Genomic DNA, 18,348 nt, shown 5'->3' with positions numbered 1-18,348 from the left:
AATCCCACCCAACGGCGAATGGGAAACCCACCGCCCCGACGGCACCAAAACCAAAACCGGCCAAGACGGCTACGTCCCCGGCACCCCCGACCACCACCGCACCAACCACACCGACGCCGACGACGCCGTCGACCGCAGCTCGCCCACGCCACCCAACAACCAGCAGGCGCCAGGCTTCCAGCCGCTGCCGAACTACCCGAACTTCCACCAGGACGCCAACGACATCACCAACGCCCTGAACAACGCGGGCCGCCCGGACCTGGCGCAGAAGTTCCAGGACCTGGTCAACCGCGAGGTCAGCGGCGGCAACGTCGGCGGCCTGAAGGACTGGATGGACGAAACCGCCCCACGCGCCCGCGCCGGCGACCCGGACCAGGTACTGGACAAGGCCGCCGAACTCACCGAACTCGACCGCCTGTCCAAGGAGATCGCGCACGACCCGGACCTCAAGGTGCGCTTCAACCCCGGCACGCCGGGCGTCAAGTCGTTCGACATCTACGTCGAGCGCATGACCCCGCAAGGGCCCTCGCTCGAACGGCGCGTCGAGGTCGAGCGGATGAAGGCCTTCCCGACCGTGAACACCGGCTTGAACGGGCCGTCGACACATGGCGCGGACAAGGTCACCGGCCCGACGCCCGGCCGGGTGCCGACCGCGGAGACCACGGTCGTGATGCCGCCCCCGCGCTCCACCGGTGAGACGGTGCAGTTGGGTCCCAACCAACGACGGATCGCCCCGAACGGGCTCGACTACGACATCGTCGACGCGAATGGCCAGGTGAAGAAGTCCGGTAATTTCCTGGACGAACTGGTCACGAGTTACAACAAGAACGAGTCCAAGTTCCACCGCCACCTGCCCGATCTCGACGTCGTCACCTTCGTGGACGACAATGGCAAGGTCGTCGGCCGGCTCGAGCGGGGCAGCAACGGATGGAGCAGGGTTCTGTGAGCGAGTTCACCGCATACGAGCCGCAGGGCGAAAGCCTGACTTTCACGAGGCCGTTCGCGTCGGATCCCGAGAGTTCGGAAGTCTTCTTCACCGATGCGTTGCGGGTTCGCGACCACCTCGCCGGCGTCGTGCGCCCCTCGGGCTTCGACCTGTGGTTCGGCTGCGCGATCGACGGGACCTTCATCAGCGTCAACGATCCCGAGCCGTCGGAACCGTATTGGGAGCTGTTGCGGCAGGACACGCCGGCGTCGACGATCTACCCGCCCAGTGGTCCGCCGGCGACCACGAGGCGCCTGGCGGAGTTGAGCGACGAGGCGCTGCTGGCCACGTACCGCCAGGCGTTGAACGTGGTGACGTGCCCGCCCGGGTTCTTCGTGATGTTCGAGCGGATTGCGCCGACCGGGCTCGTGACCAGGGTGGTGGACACGGGTGAGATCGCCGGCCGCGACTCCATTCCGGTCAAGCTCTGGGACGACACCCTGGAACTGGCCACGACAACGGCGGACGACGGCACCACGTGGCTCGCCTCGCCGCCGGAGACGTCGCCCTACCTCCCGCCGGTGACCTTCAGCATCCAATTCGAGAGCATTCTCGCGCTCACCTTTTCGGTCAACTGGACGAGGTGGCTGGAGAAGGGCACCGGCGAACACGAATTGGTGCAGTCCGCGCTCAACGCCCTGCTGGCGGACGAGTGGCGCCCCGAATCCAGGGCCCGCCACTTCACCCTCTGACCCATGAGGCCGCAGGAGCAGATCCGAGCGACGTTCGAGCGCGTCGTGTCGGAGGGCTTGAAGGCGGAGTCGGTGGCCGGCGCCTCCGACGAGAGATCGATGCCTGGGCCGCCGCGCAGGGTGTGACCACCGTGCAGGCGGCCGTGCGGGAGACGTTGCGGATCGCCGGGGTGACCCGCGGGGCGTGAAGCATTACCGGTCCAGGCTCCGGCTGATGCGCAAGCAGGGCTCGAAGCTCGTACCGTCGTGGGGCGACTACATCCGGCTCGACGACTGAGGCGGCAGGTCCGGCTCGTTGGTGGACCGGGCGGGCTGCCGCGCAGGGCCGGTGTGGAGGGGATGCCGGCCTCGTTCGCCGTACTGCGCGAGCGCGGCCTGCTGCCGGAGACGTCCCCTACTGGCCGCCGGTCACCTTCAGCGTCCACTTCGAGCGCATTCTCGCGCTCAACGTGGACATCCGCTGGTCGCGGTGGCTGGAGAAGGCACGGGTGAGCACGGGCTCGTCCAGACCGCGTTGGACCTGCTGCTCGCGGACGGGTGGGAGCCGCAGGCCAGGCCACGGCACTTCACCCTCTAGCCGCTAAGCCGCGACCAGGCCCAGGACGTGGGCGCCGGCCGGGGTCAGGCGGGCGGGGACCCAGGTGCCCAGGGGGCCTGTCGCCGTGGGCTCGATGAAGCCGCGGTGGACCAGGGCGCGAGCGGACGGGTGGTCGCAGAAGGGCAGGTTGTCCACGCGCAGGTCTGGTTCCCTGCTGCACGTCAGCTCCACCCGGCGCTCCGCGGTCGCCCTGAGCAGGGCCACCTCGCGGCGGGACAGGTCTGGTCTGGACGGTTCTGGCATGTCGGGCACCTCCACCTCACTAAAACGGGTGTTGCTCAGCTCCCGGTTCATTAAGAGGGACGTGCGGACACCCTGGGTCGTTCCGTTAAAAGGTCAGCCGGCGGCCTTCGTGCCCCTCCGCTCGGCCGCGTCGAGGACCAGCCTCAGCCAGTCGCCGTCGGGCGCGTCGAGGGCCACCCGGCGCAGGCGCAGCCACAGGCCCACGTCGGTCCACTCCTGGAACCGGCGGTGGACGGTGGGCACCGTGACGCCGAAGGTCGCGGGCAGGTGGCGCCACGCGCAACCGCTGGTCAGGACGAAGACGATGGCCGTGAAGATCGCCCGGTCGGACACGCGGCCCCGGCCGCCGCCCTGCCTGCGGACCTTCGCGGGTGGGATGAGGGGCTCGACCGCCGCCCACAGGGACGCGGGCACCAGGCGGGCCGCCAGTTGTTCGATCACGTCCGCGTGCGCGGGCTTGGGCGGCGCCTCGGGCGCTCGGCGGACCCACGGCTCCTGGCGCTGCAGGTCGCCGCGCTGGCGGGCGCGCAGGAGCGTCGCCAGGGCGGCCTCGTCGCGCCGGGGCGCCACCGCCGGGTACGGGTGCTGCTGGACCTGGCGCGCGATCTCGGCGCCCACCGTGCGGCCGAACGCGGGTCGAACGTCGTTGGTCATCGGGTCCTCCGCCGCAGGACTGTCGTGATACCCATCACGCTATGAAGCCCGCCCCGAACGGGTAAGGACCGAGCCGCCGAACGGGGCCAGACAGCGTCGCGCGGACCCCCGGGCGTCGGTCAGCGGCTCCCCAGGCGCGACGAGCGGGTGAGCGGTCGGTTCGGTCGCGTCCCCTTCACGGGGTGAGCCGGGCCGATACCCTCGGAAGGGTGACGCCGCGCCTGCTAGCCACCAGCGACCTGCACGTGACCTACCAGCAGAACCGCGACTTCGTGGCCGAGATCCGCCCGCACTCGCCCGACGACTGGCTGATCGTCGCCGGGGACGTCGCCGAGCGGTTCGACGACGTCGAGTGGGCGCTCGGGCAGCTCCGGGCGCGATTTCACACGGTCGTGTGGTCGCCGGGCAACCACGAGCTGTGGACGACCAAGGACGACCCGGTCCAGTCGCGCGGCGAGGTGCGGTACAAGCAGCTCGTGGAGCTGTGCCGGAGCCTGGACGTGCGGACGCCCGAGGACGAGTTCGCGGTGTTCGAGGGCGGCCCGGACGGGCCGGTGGCGGTGGCGCCGCTGTTCACGCTGTACGACTACACGTTCCGGCCGCCGGGGACGACGGACAAGGAGTCCGCGCTGGCCGTGGCGCAGGAGGCCGGCGTCATCTGCACGGACGAGTACTTCCTGCACCCCGACCCGTACCCCAGCCGCGAGGCGTGGTGCGCGGCGCGCATCGAGGAGTCCGAGCGGCGGCTGGGCGCGATCGACCCGGCGCTGAAGACGGTGCTGATCAACCACTGGCCGCTGGTCCGCGACCCCACGTTCATCCTCCGCTACCCCGAGTTCGCCCTGTGGTGCGGCTCGGAGCGGACCGCCGACTGGCACGTGCGGTTCCGGGCGGCGGTCGCCGTGTACGGGCACCTGCACATCCCGCGGACCATCCGCAAGGACGGCATCCGGTTCGACGAGGTGTCGCTGGGCTACCCGCGCGAGTGGCAGCCGCGCGGCTGGACGAAGGCGCCGCTGCTGGACGTGCTGCGGGAGGACGACGCGCGTCCGGGTGCGCGAGGGGGTGCGCGGTGATCGACGACCTCATGCCCGCCGGGGTGGTGTCGGTGGACACGTTCGAGGACTTCGACGTGGCGCTGTTCCCCGAGGAACAGGAGCACGTCGCCAAGGCCGTGGACAAGCGGCGCCGGGAGTTCACCACCGGGCGGCACTGCGCGCGGCTCGCGCTGGGCCGGCTGGGCTTCCCGCCGGTGCCGCTGCCGCCCGGGGAGAAGCGCGCGCCGGTGTGGCCGGACGGGGTCGTGGGCAGCATCACGCACTGCAAGGGCTACCGGGCGGCGGCGGTCGCGCGGACGTCGGCGATCCGCACCATCGGCATCGACGCCGAGCCCAACGAGCCGAACCCGGACGGGGTCCTGGAGGCGATCGCGCTGCCCGCCGAGCTGCGCATGGTGGCGGCGCTGGGCCGGGCGGGCGACAAGGTGTGCTGGGACCGGCTGCTGTTCAGCGCGAAGGAATCGGTCTACAAGGCGTGGTTCCCGCTGGCGCGGAAGTGGCTGGGGTTCGAGGATGCGGAGGTGACCATCAACCCCGACGACGGCACGTTCACCGCCCGCATCCTCATCGAGCCGCCCGTGGTGGGCGGGGTCGCCCTGGACGGGTTCACGGGCCGCTGGATGGCGCGGGAGGGGTTTGTGGTCACCGCTATCGCGGTACCTGCCTTGACGACCTAGGAGGCGGATCATGGGCGACGAGGTGGCAAGGCACGAGTTCACCCGCGAGGACCGCACGCGGTACCGCACGAAGGTGCGCAGGTGCTTGGACGTCTTCGCCCGGATGCTCCGGGAGTCCAGGTTCGAGTTCGACCGGCCCATGACGGGGCTGGAGATCGAGCTGAACCTGGTCGACGAGGCGGGCGACCCGGCGATGCGCAACGCCGAGGCGTTGGAGGCCATCGCCGACCCGGACTTCGTGACCGAGCTGGGCCAGTGGAACCTGGAGATCAACGTCGCGCCGCGGCAGCTGACGGCGGGCGGGATCACCGAGTTCGAGGAGACCGTGCGGCGGTCGTTGAACGAGGCCGAGCACAAGGCGCGGGGCGTCGACGCGCACATGGTGATGATCGGCATCCTGCCGACGTTGCAGGCCAAGCACCTGGCCCTGGACGCGCTGTCGGGCAACCCGCGGTACGCGCTGCTCAACGAGCAGGTGCTGGCCGCGCGCGGCGAGGACATCCAGATCGCGATCAGCGGGGTCGAGAAGCTCCAGATGACGGCCGACTCGATCGTGCCGGAAGGAGCGTGCACGTCCACGCAGTTCCACCTCCAGGTGTCGCCGGACTCGTTCGCCTCGTACTGGAACGCGGCGCAGGCGATCGCCGGCGTGCAGGTGGCGGTCGGCGCGAACTCGCCGTTCTTGCTGGGCAAGGAGCTGTGGCGGGAGACCCGGATCGCGCTGTTCCAGCAGGCCACCGACACGCGGAGTGATGAGCTGAAGGAACAGGGCGTCCGGCCGCGGGTGTGGTTCGGGGAGCGGTGGATCACGTCGATCTTCGACCTGTTCGAGGAGAACGTCCGGTACTTCCCGGCGCTGCTGCCCATCTGCGACGAGGAGGACCCGTTGCAGGTGCTGGAGCGCGGGGACACGCCGTCCTTGGCCGAGCTGCGCTTGCACAACGGCACCATCTACCGCTGGAACCGCCCGGTCTACGACGTGGTCCGCGACCAGCCGCACCTGCGGGTGGAGAACCGGGTGCTGGCGGCGGGGCCGACCGTGGTGGACATCCTGGCGAACGGGGCGTTCTACTACGGGCTGGTGCGGATGCTCGCGGAGGAGGAACGTCCACTGTGGAGCCAGATGTCCTTCAGCGCGGCGGAGGAGAACTTCGTTTCGGGCGCGAAGATGGGGATCGACGCGCAGGTGTACTGGCCCGGGTTGGGGACGGTGCCGGTGGCGGAGCTGGTGCTGCGGCGGCTGCTGCCGTTGGCGCATGAAGGGCTGGTGAAGCTGAAGGTCGAGCAGGCTGAGCGGGACCGGTTGTTGGGTGTCATCGAGCAGCGGTGCTTGACGGGGGTGAACGGGGCGACTTGGCAGGCCCGGACGTTCCACCGGCACTACGACCACTCGGCGCTGGACCGACCCGAGGCGCTGCGTCGGATGCTGCGGACGTACCGGGACTTGATGCACAGCAACGAGCCAGTCCACACCTGGCCGGTGTCTTGACGCCCTAGGCCATCACCCACGCCCGCAACCGCCTAGCCGCCGGCCGATCGGGGACTTCGTCGAGCACTGCCACAACGTCGTCCCGACGACCACACTTGACCAGGTAGGACGCGGCCCGCAGACCTTCGGCCACCTCCTCACCATGGTGGCGAACCACGTCCAGCCACACGGTCACGGCAGATTCGAGCAGACCCGCGCCGGCCAGTTGCTCGGCCATCTCCATGCGATAGCCGGCCACAAGGTCTCGGGACAGCAACTCGCGCACGATCTCGCCCGCTCGCACGACTCCACCCGCCCTGACCCATGCTCCTACAAAATGAGAGAACCAGAACTGGTCCTCCAGGCCGTTCAAGGTCGCCAGTCGCGCGGCGTTCGTCGCTTCATCCAGTCGCCGAACCGCGATCAGCGCTTCGACGACCCTGACTTGCCGATGGTCTTGGCCGTGCCCGAACCCGCCGAGCACGGCTGCCTCGAGTTCACCCGCTTGCCCGGAGTTCTGCCTGATGAGTCCGGCCGCAAGGTCGGCCAGGAGGTCGGGATCGGTCAGGTGGTCGAGGAGGTTCTTGATCAATTGTTGTGCGAGTTCTTCGTGGTTCGTCCCACTCAACACCGCCGCCGCCGCGGCTTGGTGTTGAGGCTCGCGCGCGCGGGCTACCGCGTAGATCTCGTCCGCGGTCGACGCGTCCTCGGGGTCGAAGATCACCCGGATGGCGTCCTTGAAGTCCCACCGGTCGACAGCCGGATCGACCATTGCAGACCGTGCCAACCGGAACGCGTCCTGCACGTGCTTCGTACCTGACAAGGCCTTGGCGAGCGACACCCGGTGCTCGACGCTCAACCCGGCCTCCGCCAGCCGCAGCAACTCGGTTCCACCGTTGCAGTCGGCAATGACGCTGGTGACCCTGCGGAACTGTGCCGTATTGACGTAGGAGCCTTCCAGCAGATTTCGCGCCAACTGGACGGCAGCCTCCGGTTGGAGCGACTGCTGGAGGGTTTCCGCTGTTCGCACGACGTACCCGGCTGGCTTGGTCGCGACCGCCGCCATGATCGTGGGGACGCCCTCCTCGCCACTCACGGACAAGACGGCCGAAACAGCACGGTCGAACTCCACCTCGGTCGTGCCCTCCGCCGAGAACACCTTCGCCGCCGCCCACAACGACTCGTCACGACATCCGCACCGGCCGGCCAGTTCGGCTAGCGCACCCCAGGTGGGCACGCTCGCACCCGGCAGGTCGGCCACTCGACCCGCCCACGGACCGGCCGGAAGTGGCCGACCGTCCACCGTGGCAGGATCTGCGCGAAGACGCCGAACCAGGTCGCGGAGCAATGCGGTCGCGGCATCTGTGAACCCAGCGTCCACCATGATCGAGACGATGACCAAGGTGATCGCGTAACCCTGCCCGTTGGCCGCGACCAGCCTGGTCAGCAGCCGCTCCGCGCGCTCGACCCCGTCCGGGACGAGGTCCTTCAGCGCCGCGACGCTGCGGTTGAGCATCGCAGGGTTCACCTCGACGGCGAACTCCTCCAACCACCGGGCAGCCACTTCGGGGTCCTCCAACGCCCCCACGACGACGGCGCACTCGACGCGGATCGGCTCGGCCGGATCCGGGTGATCGCGCAGACCGCGCAGCCGGGCCAAGATCGGCGGTGTGAGCACGTACGGCGGCATGGACAACAGCACTTTGCCTGCCTCTTCGACCTCGTCCCACTTGTCGGGCAGGACGCCGTTGGACAGGATCAGAGCCACCAGCCGGTCCACGACAGCGCTGGTCAGGGCGTCGTCGACCTCTACTCCCTCGGCGAGCAGACGACCGGCCAGGAGTACCTCCGGTTTGGTGCCGGCGAGCAGTGCGGACATGACCCGGCCGAGGTCGCGGCGGTCCCTGCCCCACAGGACCAAGGTGAACAGGGCGAACGCGCGACTGCCCTCCGCCACGCCGCGCTTGATCCACTCGTCCAGGTCCGGGAAGTCCGCCGGGATCTCGCCCGCTCGCCGTCGTGCCGCCAGGAACTCGGCGAAAGAGTGATGGCGGAAGCGGATGTCGTCTTCCGTGTGTACAAAGACGCCCGTACCCGCCAGGAGTGCGCGGAGGTCATCTTGCCAGCCGTCCGGGAGATACGGGTGGTGTTCTGTTGCCCATGCGCTGGCCGCCTCGAACAGGGACGATTCCGACTCCAAGCGGTGAACGGCCAACTGTTCGATGATCTCGGTTCGGCGTTGGTGCAGCCACTCGACCAAAGCCTGGCGCTCCGGACGACCACCTGCCGACCGACGTAGTTCGGCTAGGGTGTCGCGTCTGCTGGCGCCGTCTTCCAGCAGGTATTCCATGAACCTGCCGTACAGGTCGATCCGGCTGTTGGGCAGCGGTCGGTTCGGTTCCAATGTCTTGGCGATGGCGGCGATCGTTGCCAGCAGGGGGTTGCGGACCAGTTCACGCAACCTGCCATCGCGGACCTGGCGGACGAATGCCTCGGCTGACGTCATCGCGGTGATCGGGTTCTGCGCCCGGAACCACGCCCTCGCGAACTCCTCCAACTCCACGCGCCCGAACGGTTGGATGGCGTAGATGTCCACGCCCGCCTGCTCCAGCGGCTTCAGCTCATTGCCCGGCAACGGCCGGGTGGTGATGACCAAGCGGTGGTCGGCGCTTCTGCGGACCTGGTGGGCGATCGCGTCGATGACCTGCGCCCTGGTGTCCGGTTCGATGATCTCGTCGAGGCGTCGATGAAGACCAGCCAACGGGCACCCAAAGCGCGGCGCGCCAGCAGGCTTGGCTTTGGGCGTTCGGACAGGAGTCGGCCCAGCGCGTCTTCGGCACCCGACGCCAGCAGATCAGCCCAGGCTTTGTTCTCGGCGAGTGCGCGCGCGGGGACTCGTAGGGGTAGCACCGGCTCGGCTAGCGGGGGTGGGGCGTCTGCCGCGCCTAGCCACAACTCCGAGATTTGTTGGACGTACATGTAGCCGACCGTCGACTTGCCGCTGCCGGGCTCGCCGGTGATCATCAGATGACCGTTGCGGTCCAGGGCGCCGGTGATGGTCAGTGTGCGTTCGGTCGACTCCGCACCGGCCTTGCGTTCGGACTCCGGGGAACGGTCGATCGTCTGCGGGCGCATGGTCTGTTGGACGTACACCTGGGTCAGCTCGGGCTGCTTGACGCCCAACAGCTTGTACGGCAACGACTCCGTCGCACTCCGCTGCGCCTCCAGCAGGTCCCGCAGGGCCGGGGTCAGCTCGGGACGATCGGCCCACGACGTCAACGGCGGGCTCTGGTCGCCGATGTCGCCCAGGTGGAGGTTGTCGATGTGGCCCGCCATCACCACGGGGCCCGAGACGTTCCCGCTGACCTCGTTGCGCACATCGGTCATTGCTGCTTTATACGGGCCACGTTCGAGAGGTATTCCGCAGAAGTGCGGGCCGCCTGCCCGGACCGGTGTCCGGGCAGGCGGGTACCGAGGTCAGCTGGTGGGGAAGTCGTCCGGGGTGCGCATGCGGTCGCGGACCCAGACGCCGGCCGGCTTCAGGACGGTGGTGCCGGTGAAGGAGTTGCCCGCGCAGGTGCCCTGTTTGAACACCGCGCCCGAGCGGAAGTCGTCGGAGAAGTTCCAGTTGGTCCAGCCGATCTTGTTCGCGGCCAGGAAGTCCAGGTACTTCTGGGAGTACGTGAAGTCGTTGGCGCCGTCGCCCGTGTAGGTCTGGGTGCCGAACTCCGTCACGAACAGCGGGATGCGGGTCGCCGCCCGCTGGAGGGCCGCGAAGTACTCGTCCTGGTGCGACGCCGCGTAGAAGTGGAACGTGTACATGAAGTTCGTGGCGTTGATGGGGTTGTTGATGATGTCGGCCTCGGTGCGGCCGTCGGAGATGCCCAGGGAGGCCCAACCGTGGGTGCCGACGAACACCACGCCGTCGGGGTCCTGGGCGCGGATCACCGGGATCATCTGCTCCGCGTAGGACTTGATCCCGGCCCACGACACGCCGTTGGGCTCGTTGGCGATGTCGTAGATGATGTTGGTCTTGTCCCGGTGCCGCTGGGCGATCTCGGTGAAGAACGTCTTGGCCAGGGACAGGTTCGCGTTCGGGTCACCGGGGTCGAGCTGGTGCCAGTCGACCAGGGCGTACAGGCCGCGCTTGGTGGCTTCCTCGATGTACCCGTGGACCATGTCGGTGAACTTGCGCGGGTCGGTCTCGTAGCCGCCTTCCTGCACGTACATGGAGATGCGCAGGATGTCCGCGCCCCAGTCGCCGGCGAGTGCGTCGAGGGACGCGGTCTTGATGCACTGCGAGTACCACTGGATGCCGTGGGTGCTCATGCCCCGCAGCTGGATCGGTTTGCCGTACTGGTTGCACAGCTTGACGCCGCACACGTGGAGTTGGCCGTTGACGTCGGCGGGTCGGCCGGGGGTGCCAGGGGTGCCGGTGTCGACGTCGAGCTTGTCGACGTTCGGGCCGCCGTTGGACGTGGTCGCGGTGGCGCGGACGCGGTTCGTGCCGGCCGCGAGGGTGACGGTGGTGGTTGCGGTGCGCCACGTGCTCCACGCGCCGGTGCCGGGGAACGCGAGGCTGGTCGTGGTGCCGTTGACCTGGATGTTCATCGGACGGTTGGTGCTCGTGCCGTTGGCGTACCGGAAGGTCAGGGTCGCCGGGCCGGCCGCCGCGGCGTTGACGGAGAACTCGACGTAGCTGCCGACCTCGTTGTCGTAGTTGACGAAACCGGAGCCGGTGTAGCCGGCGTGGTTGGACTCGACCAGGCCGTTGGAGATCGTCGCGGACTCGGCCTGGTGGGTCGTGGTCGCCAGGGCCGCGGGGGCGGCCAGGCCGGTCGTCGGCACGGCGAGCAGGGTCGCCGCGACCAAGGGGCTGAGCCATCGGATGGCCACAGGGTGCCTCCCACATCGGGTGAACTGCGGACGGGGACCGGCGGCGGTACAGTTAAGAAACTTTCCTATCTGTTGCGGGGATCACAGCACCCGAGGCACACCTCTGTCAACGATTCACGTGGACGAACGAGGCGGAAGGGGAGGTGGGATCAGCCGACGAAGAGGAGTGGATCAGCCGACGGAGGCGGCGCGCGGGAGGTCGCGGAGGGTGGCGGCCTTCCACTCGGCGACCAGCTCGGGCAGCAGGACGTGCCACGGCAGCGCCGCGAGGACTTCCTTGCGCGCCACCAACACCAGACGGCCCTCGGCGCCGCCGTCCAGCCACACCACCTGCAACGCGGCGGCGCGGGACTCGGCGGCGACCAGGGCCAGGGACGTCTGGCGGGACAGGTCGTGGTGGCCCACGTGACGGGCGGAGGAGGTGGCGCCGGCCAGTTCCGGGTGGCGCGCGGCCAGGGCGCGGACGGCCGCGTGCAAGCGCCACTCCCCCAGGCCGGCGCGGACCTGGACGGTCAGCGACTCGGTGCAGCCAGGCATGACCCACCTCCGCTAGTTAGGCCACCCTAACTTAGCAGGCGGGTTTCCACGGCTCGCTGGAGAATCCGTAGTGCCCGACTGGTGCGACCGAAGTCACTCAGTAGTCGTCGCCGCCGAAGAACTGCTCCTCCAACCGGTCGGCGGTGCCGGCGAGCAGCGTCAGCGGGTCGGTGAACTCGTGGATGTCCAGGTCCACCAGCGGCAACGAGTGCCGCAGCACCACGTGATCGCCCATGATCGCCGCCCCGCACGCGATGCTGGAGTTGCCCACCTCGGTGAGCAGCGCGTGCAGGTCCACCTCGCTCGCCAGGCCGATGGGCGAGGCGATCTGCACCCACTCGTGCAGCTTGTCCAGCACCTCGCGGACCAGGATGATCACCTGCGTCCGCTCGTCGTCCTCGTCGAACTGCTCGAAGTTGAACAGGATGCGGATCTCGTCCTCCTCCTCCGAGATCACGTCGTAGGTGTCGCGGATGTACGCGGCGAGGTCGCCCCAGGAAGCCATGTCCTCACCCTAGAGGCGCGACCGCCCCCCACACCGCATCCGCCACCACATCGCGCGCCTCGGCCAGGTCGAAAGCACCCATGAGGAACCGCCGGGCGCACTCGTGCGCCGGACCCATCATCACGGGGTCCAAGGCCCACAAGGGAAAGCTCCGCACCGAACCGTCCGCCACGCGTTCGGCGAACCACGTGGCCACGGGCGCGAACGTGGCGAGTTTGACCGCCGGGTCGGCGCTGAGCGGCTCGGCGTAGAGGAAACGAGCCCGGCCCGGGTTGGCGGCCACCCAGTCGAGGTAGCGCAGGGCCATGCCGCGCACCACCTCCTCCGCGGCCCCCAACTCGATCGCCGGGGTCATGGCCGCGACGCAGCGGGCGAAGCTCTCCTCGTACAGCACGGCGAACAGCCCGTCCCGGCTGCCGAAGTGGTGGTAGATGCTGCCGTTGGACACCCCGGACCGCGCGGTCAGCGCGCTGATGGTGACCGGGAGGCCTTCGTCCACCAGCGCCAGCGCCGCGTCCACCACCGCCTGCTGACGAGTCGACCGCACGCGGTCTAGAGTAGCGTTCTAGAGCATCGCTCCAGTCGCTGGGAGGTCGCCATGGCCCGTTCCATCCCCGATCTGCTGCGTGAGCGCGTGGCCCTGACGCCGGACGCGGAAGCGTTGCGCCACCGCGTGGACGGCACGTGGACCTCGCTCACCTGGAAAGAGGTCGGCGACCGGGTCCGCGCGCACGCGCTGGGCTTCCGCCAGCTCGGGGTGAAGGACGAGGCCAGGGTCGCGATCATGGCGCAGACCAGCGTCGAGTGGATCATCGCCGACCTCGCCGTGCTGGCCGCCGGCGGTGTCACCACGACGATCTACCCCAGCAGCACCGCCGAGGAGGCCGCGCACATCATCCGCGACTCGGGCAGCGTGCTGGTGGTCGCGGACCCGGACCTGGTCGCCAAGGCCGGTGGCGCCCGGGTGATCACCACCGACGACCTGCCCACCTCGGAACTCGGCGACTACGACGCGATGGTGGACGAGCTGTCCCCCGAACGCCTGGCGACCCTGATCTACACGTCCGGGACGACCGGCATCCCCAAGGGCGTCGAGCTGACCCACGACAACTGGCTCTACACCGCCGAGGCCGTGGTGGAACTGGGCGTGCTCCAGCCCGAGGACCTGCACTTCCTGTGGCTGCCGATGTCCCACGCGTTCGGCAAGGTGCTCCAGATCGCCATGATCGCGACCGGCCTGGCCACCGCCGTGGACGGGTCGGCGGACCGGATCGCGGACAACCTCAAGGAACTGCGCCCCACCATCGTGGCCGGCGCGCCGCGCATCTTCGAGAAGATCCACAGCCGGGTGGTCGCGGCGATGCGCGCCGAGGGCGGCGTGAAGGAGAAGCTGTTCAACTGGGCGCTCCGGGTCGCCGAGCACCCCGAGTGGACGCTGCGCCGCAAGATCGCCGACAAGCTGGTGTTCAGCAAGCTGCGGGAACGGGTCGGCGGGCGGATCAAGTACTTCGTGTCCGGCTCCGCGCCGTTGTCCGCCGAGGTGGGGCGGTTCTTCGGCAACGCCGGGATCACGATCCTGGAGGGCTACGGGCTGACCGAGTCGTCGGCGGCGTCGTTCATCAACCGGCCGGGCGAGCACGTGTTCGGCACGGTCGGGAAACCGTTGCCCGGCACGGAAGTCCGGATCGCCGACGACGGGGAAGTGCTCATCGGCGGGCGCGGGATCATGCGCGGCTACCACAACCTGCCCGACGAGACCGCGGCCACGCTCGACGACGGCTGGCTGCGCACCGGTGACATCGGCGAACTCGACGAAGGCGGCCGGCTGCGCATCACCGACCGCAAGAAGGAGCTGATCAAGACCTCGGCGGGCAAGTACGTGGCCCCGCAGAACGTCGAGGCCAAGCTCAAGGCCGCCAGCCCCTACATCGGGCACGTCCTGGTGCACGGCGACCAGCGCAACTACTGCGTCGCGCTGGTCACCCTCGACCCGGACACCACCCCGCAGGGCCTCGACGCCGAGGCCGAGGTGGCCGGCGCGGTGGAGGCAGCCAACGCCAAGCTCGCCCGGCACGAGACGATCAAGAAGTTCGCCGTGCTGGACAAGGACTTCACCGTCGAGGACGGCACCCTGACCGCGAGCATGAAGATGCGCCGCCGCGAGATCGAGAACCGCTACCGGTCGGTCCTCGACGGCCTGTACGAGGGCTGAGCCGCCGCGATCGCCCACACCGCGACCACCAGCACCGCCACCACCTCGACGAACACCAGCAGCCGCTCGACGTAGCCCAGCGGCAGCACGCGCCACCACGCCGTGCCGACCAGGGCGTTGACCAGGATCGCGTACACGATCGGGGTGAACGCCAACGCCGAGAGCAACCCGAACCGGAACGTCCACCGCGCGTGCCCGCCCCACACGGCGTCCTTGAGCCAGGGGCGGGCCAGCAGCATCGCCGCGATCGGCAGGCTGATGAACGCGACGAGGCTGGCGATCCGGTGGATCGTCCCGCTCGTGCTCGGCCCCTCCGCCCAGTTGTGCTTGGGGAACACCACGACCAGCGCCAGACCGACCGACCAGGCCAGGAAAGCGATTGCGCCCCCTGAAGACCACTTGGTGATCCCCCGCCGGACGAGGACGGCGACGATCGCGACCGTCCCCAGCGCGAGCAGCACCACCGCCGTGTCGAACACCCAGCGGTGCGGGCCGAGCGCGTACTCGGAGATCGTCCGGCGCAGGCCGACGGCCGTGGTGGCGAGCCGGTGCACGTCCAGCGATCCGACCATGAGCACGGTCAGCACGACGGCGAACGCACCGCCGAACGCGACGAAGCGGGCCGGGGAACGGGTTTGCGCGAGTCCATCGGTCAGCACACCGGGCAGAACGGCCCGTGACCGCCCCGTGTTCCGCCGTTCAGGAACCCGACAGCTTCGCGAGATGCGCCTCCCGGGCCCGCACGTGGTCCGCCACCAGGGCCAGCGGGGCGGTGTCTTTGCCGGACGCCTGCTCCACGCGGGCGACCGCCGCCGACTCCTCCAGATGGGCTTTGATCAGCGCTTTCGCGGTCGTGTCGAACTCCGGACCGGTGAGCGGACCCAGCCCCGCGACCTCGGGCGCGGTCACCATGCTGGGCATGTCGTGGCCGCGGTGTTCGTCCAGGTAGGGCAGGCCGTGGTCGCGGAGGATCGCGTGCAGGCGATCGAGTTCGGTGCCGTGGTTCGCGGCGATCTCGCGGGCCAGGGGCGCGAGCGGGGTCTCGCGGGCGGTCACCAGGTCGAGCAGGGGCAGGGCGGACTCGGCTTGCGGGATGGCGAGTTGGACGTAGGCCGCGTCCGTGGGGCCGAGTTGCGCGGTGGGTGCGGCGCTGGCCTTGTCGATGGAGATCACCGTCACCCCGTCGATGCTGAACGTGATGCCGCGGCTGTTCCGGTCGACCCGGAACAGGTGGAAGGCGTTCGCGTAGTCCTGCCCGATGTCCCGCGGCGCGCCGATGCCGCCGCCGGAGTACGCCGGTCCGTGGATGGTCTGGTACGCGGTGTTCGGTTCGCGGCCGAGGTGTTCCATGATGTCGATCTCGCCGCTGGCCGGGCACGCGCCGTCGTCCTGGTAGGAGGAGGCAGTGGCGGGTTGTTGTAGGACAACAGGGTTTCGCCGGTGGTGGGGGTTCCGGCGCGGACCCGGCCGCGATCGCGGCGAGGAGTCTGGTCACGGCTGTGGTCATGGCTTTGCTCACGGTCGGCCGTCCGCGCCGTCGCTGTGGGCCGTTGGTGGTGCGGTTGTTCGAGGATGCGCTTGCCGTAGGCGAGCGCCGCCACCTGGGACGGAACACTCGAGGCTGATCGTCGACCCGCCGAAGAGCACGCGCCACGCAGACGTCGAGTTGGGCCGCGAGGACCTTGGTGACCATGGACTTGCCCGCGCCGGGGTGCCCTAACAGGAGCATCGGCGCCGATGTCGAGTCGGCCGAGGTGAAGCGCGGCGAGCATCAGCTCCAGGTCCTGCGGGGCATGGGCGGCTCCGAGGAAGAGGGCTTCCCACTCTGGACCGAGGGGAAGCCGACCTCGTTGGCGCTCGAAGGTCAAGGGCGGGCGGCGGGTGGGAGGTCCGTCAAAGGGGCGGTGGGCCAGCTCCACGGGTCGTCGCCCAGTTTGACCAGTTCCTCGACCTGGAGCAGGCACCACGGGGAGATCGGGCGCACCCCGGCCAGCACCGCGTGCGAGAAGTCGCCCCACGGCACCCACTCGAACGAGTCCACCTCGTCCTCGTTCAACACCGGGTCCGCGTTGAGCCGCCCGCGGAACACCGGGCACATCTCGTTCTCCACGATCCCGTTCTCCATCACCGCCCGGTACCGGAACGTGGGCAGGACCAAGTCCAGGACAACGCCCGAGACGCCCAGTTCCTCCGACAGCCGGCGGGAGACCGCCGAAGCCGCGTCCTCGCCGGGGGAAGGGTGGCCGCAGCACGAGTTGGTCCACACGCCCGGCCACGTCTTCTTGTGCAGCGCCCGCCTGGTCAGCAGCAGCCGGCCCTCGTCGTCGAACAGGTAGCTGGAGAACGCCAAGTGCAGAGGTGTGTCCGCGTGGTGCACGTCGGCCTTGTCGGCGACTCCGATGCCCGTACCCGACTCGTCCAGAAGCACGACTTGTTCCACGCGGATCACCCTGCCACAGAGTCCCGGGTCACCGCGCGGCGGCAAGGGCCTTCGGGTTGCGGACGAGCTTGCCGGCCGCGGTTCGGGGCAGGGCGCGCAGGACGTGGGTCCGGTGCGGGAGTTTGAAGTCGGCCAGGCGGTCTCGGCACCAGACGACCAGGTCATCCTCGGACAGCTCGTCGCTCTCCGTACCCACGTACGCCTCGACCATCCCGTCGTACACCGCGATCGCCTCCACGACCAACGGGTGTGCACGCAGAGTCGCCTCGACCTCGGTCAGGTCGACCTTCGCACCCTGCACGACCACCAGCGAGTCGGCCCGCCCCAGCAGCCGCAACGCGCCCCGCTCGTCGAACTCGCCCCGGTCCCCCGTCCGCAGCCAACCGTCCACGTACCGGCCGGTGCCGTCGTCGCGCAGGTACGGCGACTCGTCCAGGGCGACCTCCACCAGGCCGTCGCGCACCCGGAGGGTGGTGTCGGTCAACGGCTTGCCGACCGACGGCCGGGTGGCACCCAGGACGTCCAAGGTCAAAGCACCGGTCTCGGTGGTGCCGAAGCACTCCCCCACCGGGAACCCGTACGCCCGCCCGAACGCCTCCGCGACCTCCGCCGGCATCATCTCGCCGCCCGCGAACGCCGCCCGCACGGTCCGCAGCGCCGGCCGGTCGGCCGCCTCGGCCAGCAGGGCGAAGTGGAACGGCAACCCGGTGATGAAGTCCACCTCGTGGACGGCCGCCGCGCGCAGGACGTCGTCGGCCGTCGGGCGGGCGGCGAACACCAGTTCCACGCCCACCGCCAGCGAGTGCAGCAGCCCGCCCATCAGGCCGAAGCTGTGCGCGGTCGCGTTGAGGAGCAGGAGTTTCTCGCCGCGCTGCGTCATGCCCTCCGCCGCGCCGAACCGCATCACCTCGCGGATGATCGACTCCGTGCCGCGGCCGATGACCTTGGGCGTGCCGGTCGACCCGGAGCTGAACTGGACCAGCCGGTGCCGGGTCAGCGCGGGCAGGCCGTCCGCCCGGCGCTCGGTGACCAGCTCGTACCGCTCGCGGAACGCCCCGGCGGCCCGCCCGGTCGCCCGGACGACGAACTGGGGCCGGCTCAGGTCGCGCAGCCCCTCGACCTCGGCGGGCTTGAGGCGGTGGTCGATCGAGATCACCCGCGCGCCCAGGCTCCACAGCGCCAGCACCACCTCCAGTTGGGTGAAGCTGGGCGGCAGCTGGACCGCGACCGTGCTGCCCTCCCCCACCCCCGACGCGGCGAACAGCCCCGCCTCGGCGGCCACGGACTCCCGCAGCCGCCCGTGCGTCACGGTGTGGTCATGGGTGAACGCCGGCACGTCGTCGCCGTGGCGGCGCAGCAGGTCGGTGACGAACTCGCGCATCG

Annotated in this window: 16 protein-coding genes and 2 pseudogenes; 6 read left to right on the top strand and 12 right to left on the bottom strand. The window is 69.6% G+C overall.

Annotated elements, in window-relative coordinates:
- Positions 1-946: hypothetical protein (locus RIN75_RS35385; protein WP_309116448.1), on the top strand; the 946-nt coding region annotated here is incomplete at its 5' end.
- Positions 943-1,677, top strand: coding sequence for a hypothetical protein (locus tag RIN75_RS35380; protein ID WP_309116447.1), 735 nt, complete (start codon positions 943-945; stop codon positions 1,675-1,677). The genes RIN75_RS35385 and RIN75_RS35380, both read left to right, overlap by 4 nt.
- Positions 1,678-2,071: 394 nt before the next feature.
- Here the strand turns inward: RIN75_RS35380 and RIN75_RS35375 are convergent, their stop codons facing one another.
- The 3 genes and pseudogenes from RIN75_RS35375 to RIN75_RS35365 all read right to left on the bottom strand — a co-directional run.
- The gene (locus RIN75_RS35375; protein ID WP_309116446.1) at positions 2,072-2,242 is read right to left on the bottom strand and encodes a hypothetical protein; all 171 of its coding nucleotides are present in this window, start codon (positions 2,240-2,242) and stop codon (positions 2,072-2,074) included.
- A gap of 15 nt (positions 2,243-2,257) precedes the next feature.
- Positions 2,258-2,518, bottom strand: coding sequence for a hypothetical protein (locus tag RIN75_RS35370; protein ID WP_309116445.1), 261 nt, complete (start codon positions 2,516-2,518; stop codon positions 2,258-2,260).
- 105 nt (positions 2,519-2,623) lie between these two features.
- Positions 2,624-2,959, bottom strand: a pseudogene (locus RIN75_RS35365) (transposase); the annotation flags it as partial.
- Positions 2,960-3,381: 422 nt separating this feature from the next.
- On the opposite strand from RIN75_RS35365, the gene RIN75_RS35360 reads away from it, so the two are divergent.
- Genes RIN75_RS35360 through RIN75_RS35350 form a run of 3 tightly spaced genes read left to right on the top strand, consistent with a single transcriptional unit; the run spans position 3,382 to position 6,396 of the window.
- Positions 3,382-4,248 (top strand): metallophosphoesterase, encoded by an 867-nt coding sequence (locus RIN75_RS35360; protein WP_309116444.1) that lies wholly within the window; start codon positions 3,382-3,384, stop codon positions 4,246-4,248.
- Positions 4,245-4,907, top strand: coding sequence for a 4'-phosphopantetheinyl transferase superfamily protein (locus RIN75_RS35355; protein ID WP_309116443.1), 663 nt, complete (start codon positions 4,245-4,247; stop codon positions 4,905-4,907). The genes RIN75_RS35360 and RIN75_RS35355 overlap by 4 nt, the downstream gene beginning before the upstream one ends.
- 10 nt (positions 4,908-4,917) lie before the next feature.
- Positions 4,918-6,396: a glutamate-cysteine ligase family protein gene (locus RIN75_RS35350; RefSeq protein WP_309116442.1), complete on the top strand. Its 1,479-nt coding sequence runs from the start codon at positions 4,918-4,920 to the stop codon at positions 6,394-6,396.
- Positions 6,397-6,400: 4 nt separating this feature from the next.
- Here the strand turns inward: RIN75_RS35350 and RIN75_RS35345 are convergent, their stop codons facing one another.
- The 5 genes from RIN75_RS35345 to RIN75_RS35325 form a co-directional block, all read right to left on the bottom strand.
- Complete coding sequence (locus RIN75_RS35345; RefSeq protein ID WP_309116441.1) at positions 6,401-9,136, bottom strand: hypothetical protein; 2,736 nt, start codon at positions 9,134-9,136, stop codon at positions 6,401-6,403.
- A 716-nt stretch (positions 9,137-9,852) separates the two neighbouring features.
- The gene (locus RIN75_RS35340; RefSeq protein WP_309116440.1) at positions 9,853-11,271 is read right to left on the bottom strand and encodes a cellulase family glycosylhydrolase; all 1,419 of its coding nucleotides are present in this window, start codon (positions 11,269-11,271) and stop codon (positions 9,853-9,855) included.
- A 171-nt stretch (positions 11,272-11,442) separates the two neighbouring features.
- Positions 11,443-11,808 carry a hypothetical protein gene (locus RIN75_RS35335; RefSeq protein WP_309116439.1) on the bottom strand — a complete coding sequence of 122 codons (366 nt, stop codon included), beginning with the start codon at positions 11,806-11,808 and terminating at the stop codon, positions 11,443-11,445.
- 97 nt (positions 11,809-11,905) lie between these two features.
- Complete coding sequence (locus tag RIN75_RS35330; protein ID WP_309116438.1) at positions 11,906-12,313, bottom strand: hypothetical protein; 408 nt, start codon at positions 12,311-12,313, stop codon at positions 11,906-11,908.
- A gap of 4 nt (positions 12,314-12,317) precedes the next feature.
- Positions 12,318-12,860 carry a TetR/AcrR family transcriptional regulator gene (locus tag RIN75_RS35325; protein ID WP_309116437.1) on the bottom strand — a complete coding sequence of 181 codons (543 nt, stop codon included), beginning with the start codon at positions 12,858-12,860 and terminating at the stop codon, positions 12,318-12,320.
- A 51-nt stretch (positions 12,861-12,911) separates the two neighbouring features.
- Here RIN75_RS35325 and RIN75_RS35320 point away from each other — a divergent pair, with 51 nt between their 5' ends.
- Complete coding sequence (locus RIN75_RS35320; protein WP_309116436.1) at positions 12,912-14,525, top strand: AMP-dependent synthetase/ligase; 1,614 nt, start codon at positions 12,912-12,914, stop codon at positions 14,523-14,525.
- On the opposite strand, the gene RIN75_RS35315 is transcribed toward RIN75_RS35320, so the two are convergent.
- The 4 genes and pseudogenes from RIN75_RS35315 to RIN75_RS35295 form a co-directional block, all read right to left on the bottom strand.
- Entirely contained in the window at positions 14,489-15,184 is a 696-nt protein-coding gene (locus RIN75_RS35315; protein WP_309116435.1) for a DUF998 domain-containing protein, read from the bottom strand. The two genes, RIN75_RS35320 and RIN75_RS35315, sit on opposite strands and share 37 nt — an antisense overlap.
- Before the next feature lie 40 nt (positions 15,185-15,224).
- A pseudogene (locus RIN75_RS44275) lies at positions 15,225-15,896 on the bottom strand (family 16 glycosylhydrolase); the annotation flags it as partial.
- A gap of 493 nt (positions 15,897-16,389) precedes the next feature.
- Positions 16,390-16,965: an isopentenyl-diphosphate Delta-isomerase gene (gene idi, locus RIN75_RS35300; RefSeq protein ID WP_309116434.1), complete on the bottom strand. Its 576-nt coding sequence runs from the start codon at positions 16,963-16,965 to the stop codon at positions 16,390-16,392.
- Positions 16,966-16,993: 28 nt separating this feature from the next.
- Complete coding sequence (locus RIN75_RS35295) at positions 16,994-18,346, bottom strand: AMP-binding protein (RefSeq protein ID WP_309116433.1); 1,353 nt, start codon at positions 18,344-18,346, stop codon at positions 16,994-16,996.
- Positions 18,347-18,348: the final 2 nt, after the last annotated feature.

Source organism: Saccharothrix sp., from assembly GCF_031180885.1.
Taxonomy (GTDB): Bacteria; Actinomycetota; Actinomycetes; order Mycobacteriales; family Pseudonocardiaceae; genus Actinosynnema.
The sequence above is the reverse complement of the archived record's forward strand: the minus strand, read 5'-3'. Positions and strand labels throughout refer to the sequence as shown.

What these genes read in the sequence shown, in the direction of transcription:
- RIN75_RS35320 (WP_309116436.1), top strand. Translation starts at nt 12,912, where the DNA reads ATGGCCCGTTCCATCCCCGATCTGCTGCGTGAGCGCGTGGCCCTGACG.
- RIN75_RS35330 (WP_309116438.1), bottom strand. Translation starts at nt 12,313, where the DNA reads ATGGCTTCCTGGGGCGACCTCGCCGCGTACATCCGCGACACCTACGAC.
- RIN75_RS35335 (WP_309116439.1), bottom strand. Translation starts at nt 11,808, where the DNA reads ATGCCTGGCTGCACCGAGTCGCTGACCGTCCAGGTCCGCGCCGGCCTG.
- RIN75_RS35370 (WP_309116445.1), bottom strand. Translation starts at nt 2,518, where the DNA reads ATGCCAGAACCGTCCAGACCAGACCTGTCCCGCCGCGAGGTGGCCCTG.
- RIN75_RS35295 (WP_309116433.1), bottom strand. Translation starts at nt 18,346, where the DNA reads ATGCGCGAGTTCGTCACCGACCTGCTGCGCCGCCACGGCGACGACGTG.
- RIN75_RS35350 (WP_309116442.1), top strand. Translation starts at nt 4,918, where the DNA reads ATGGGCGACGAGGTGGCAAGGCACGAGTTCACCCGCGAGGACCGCACG.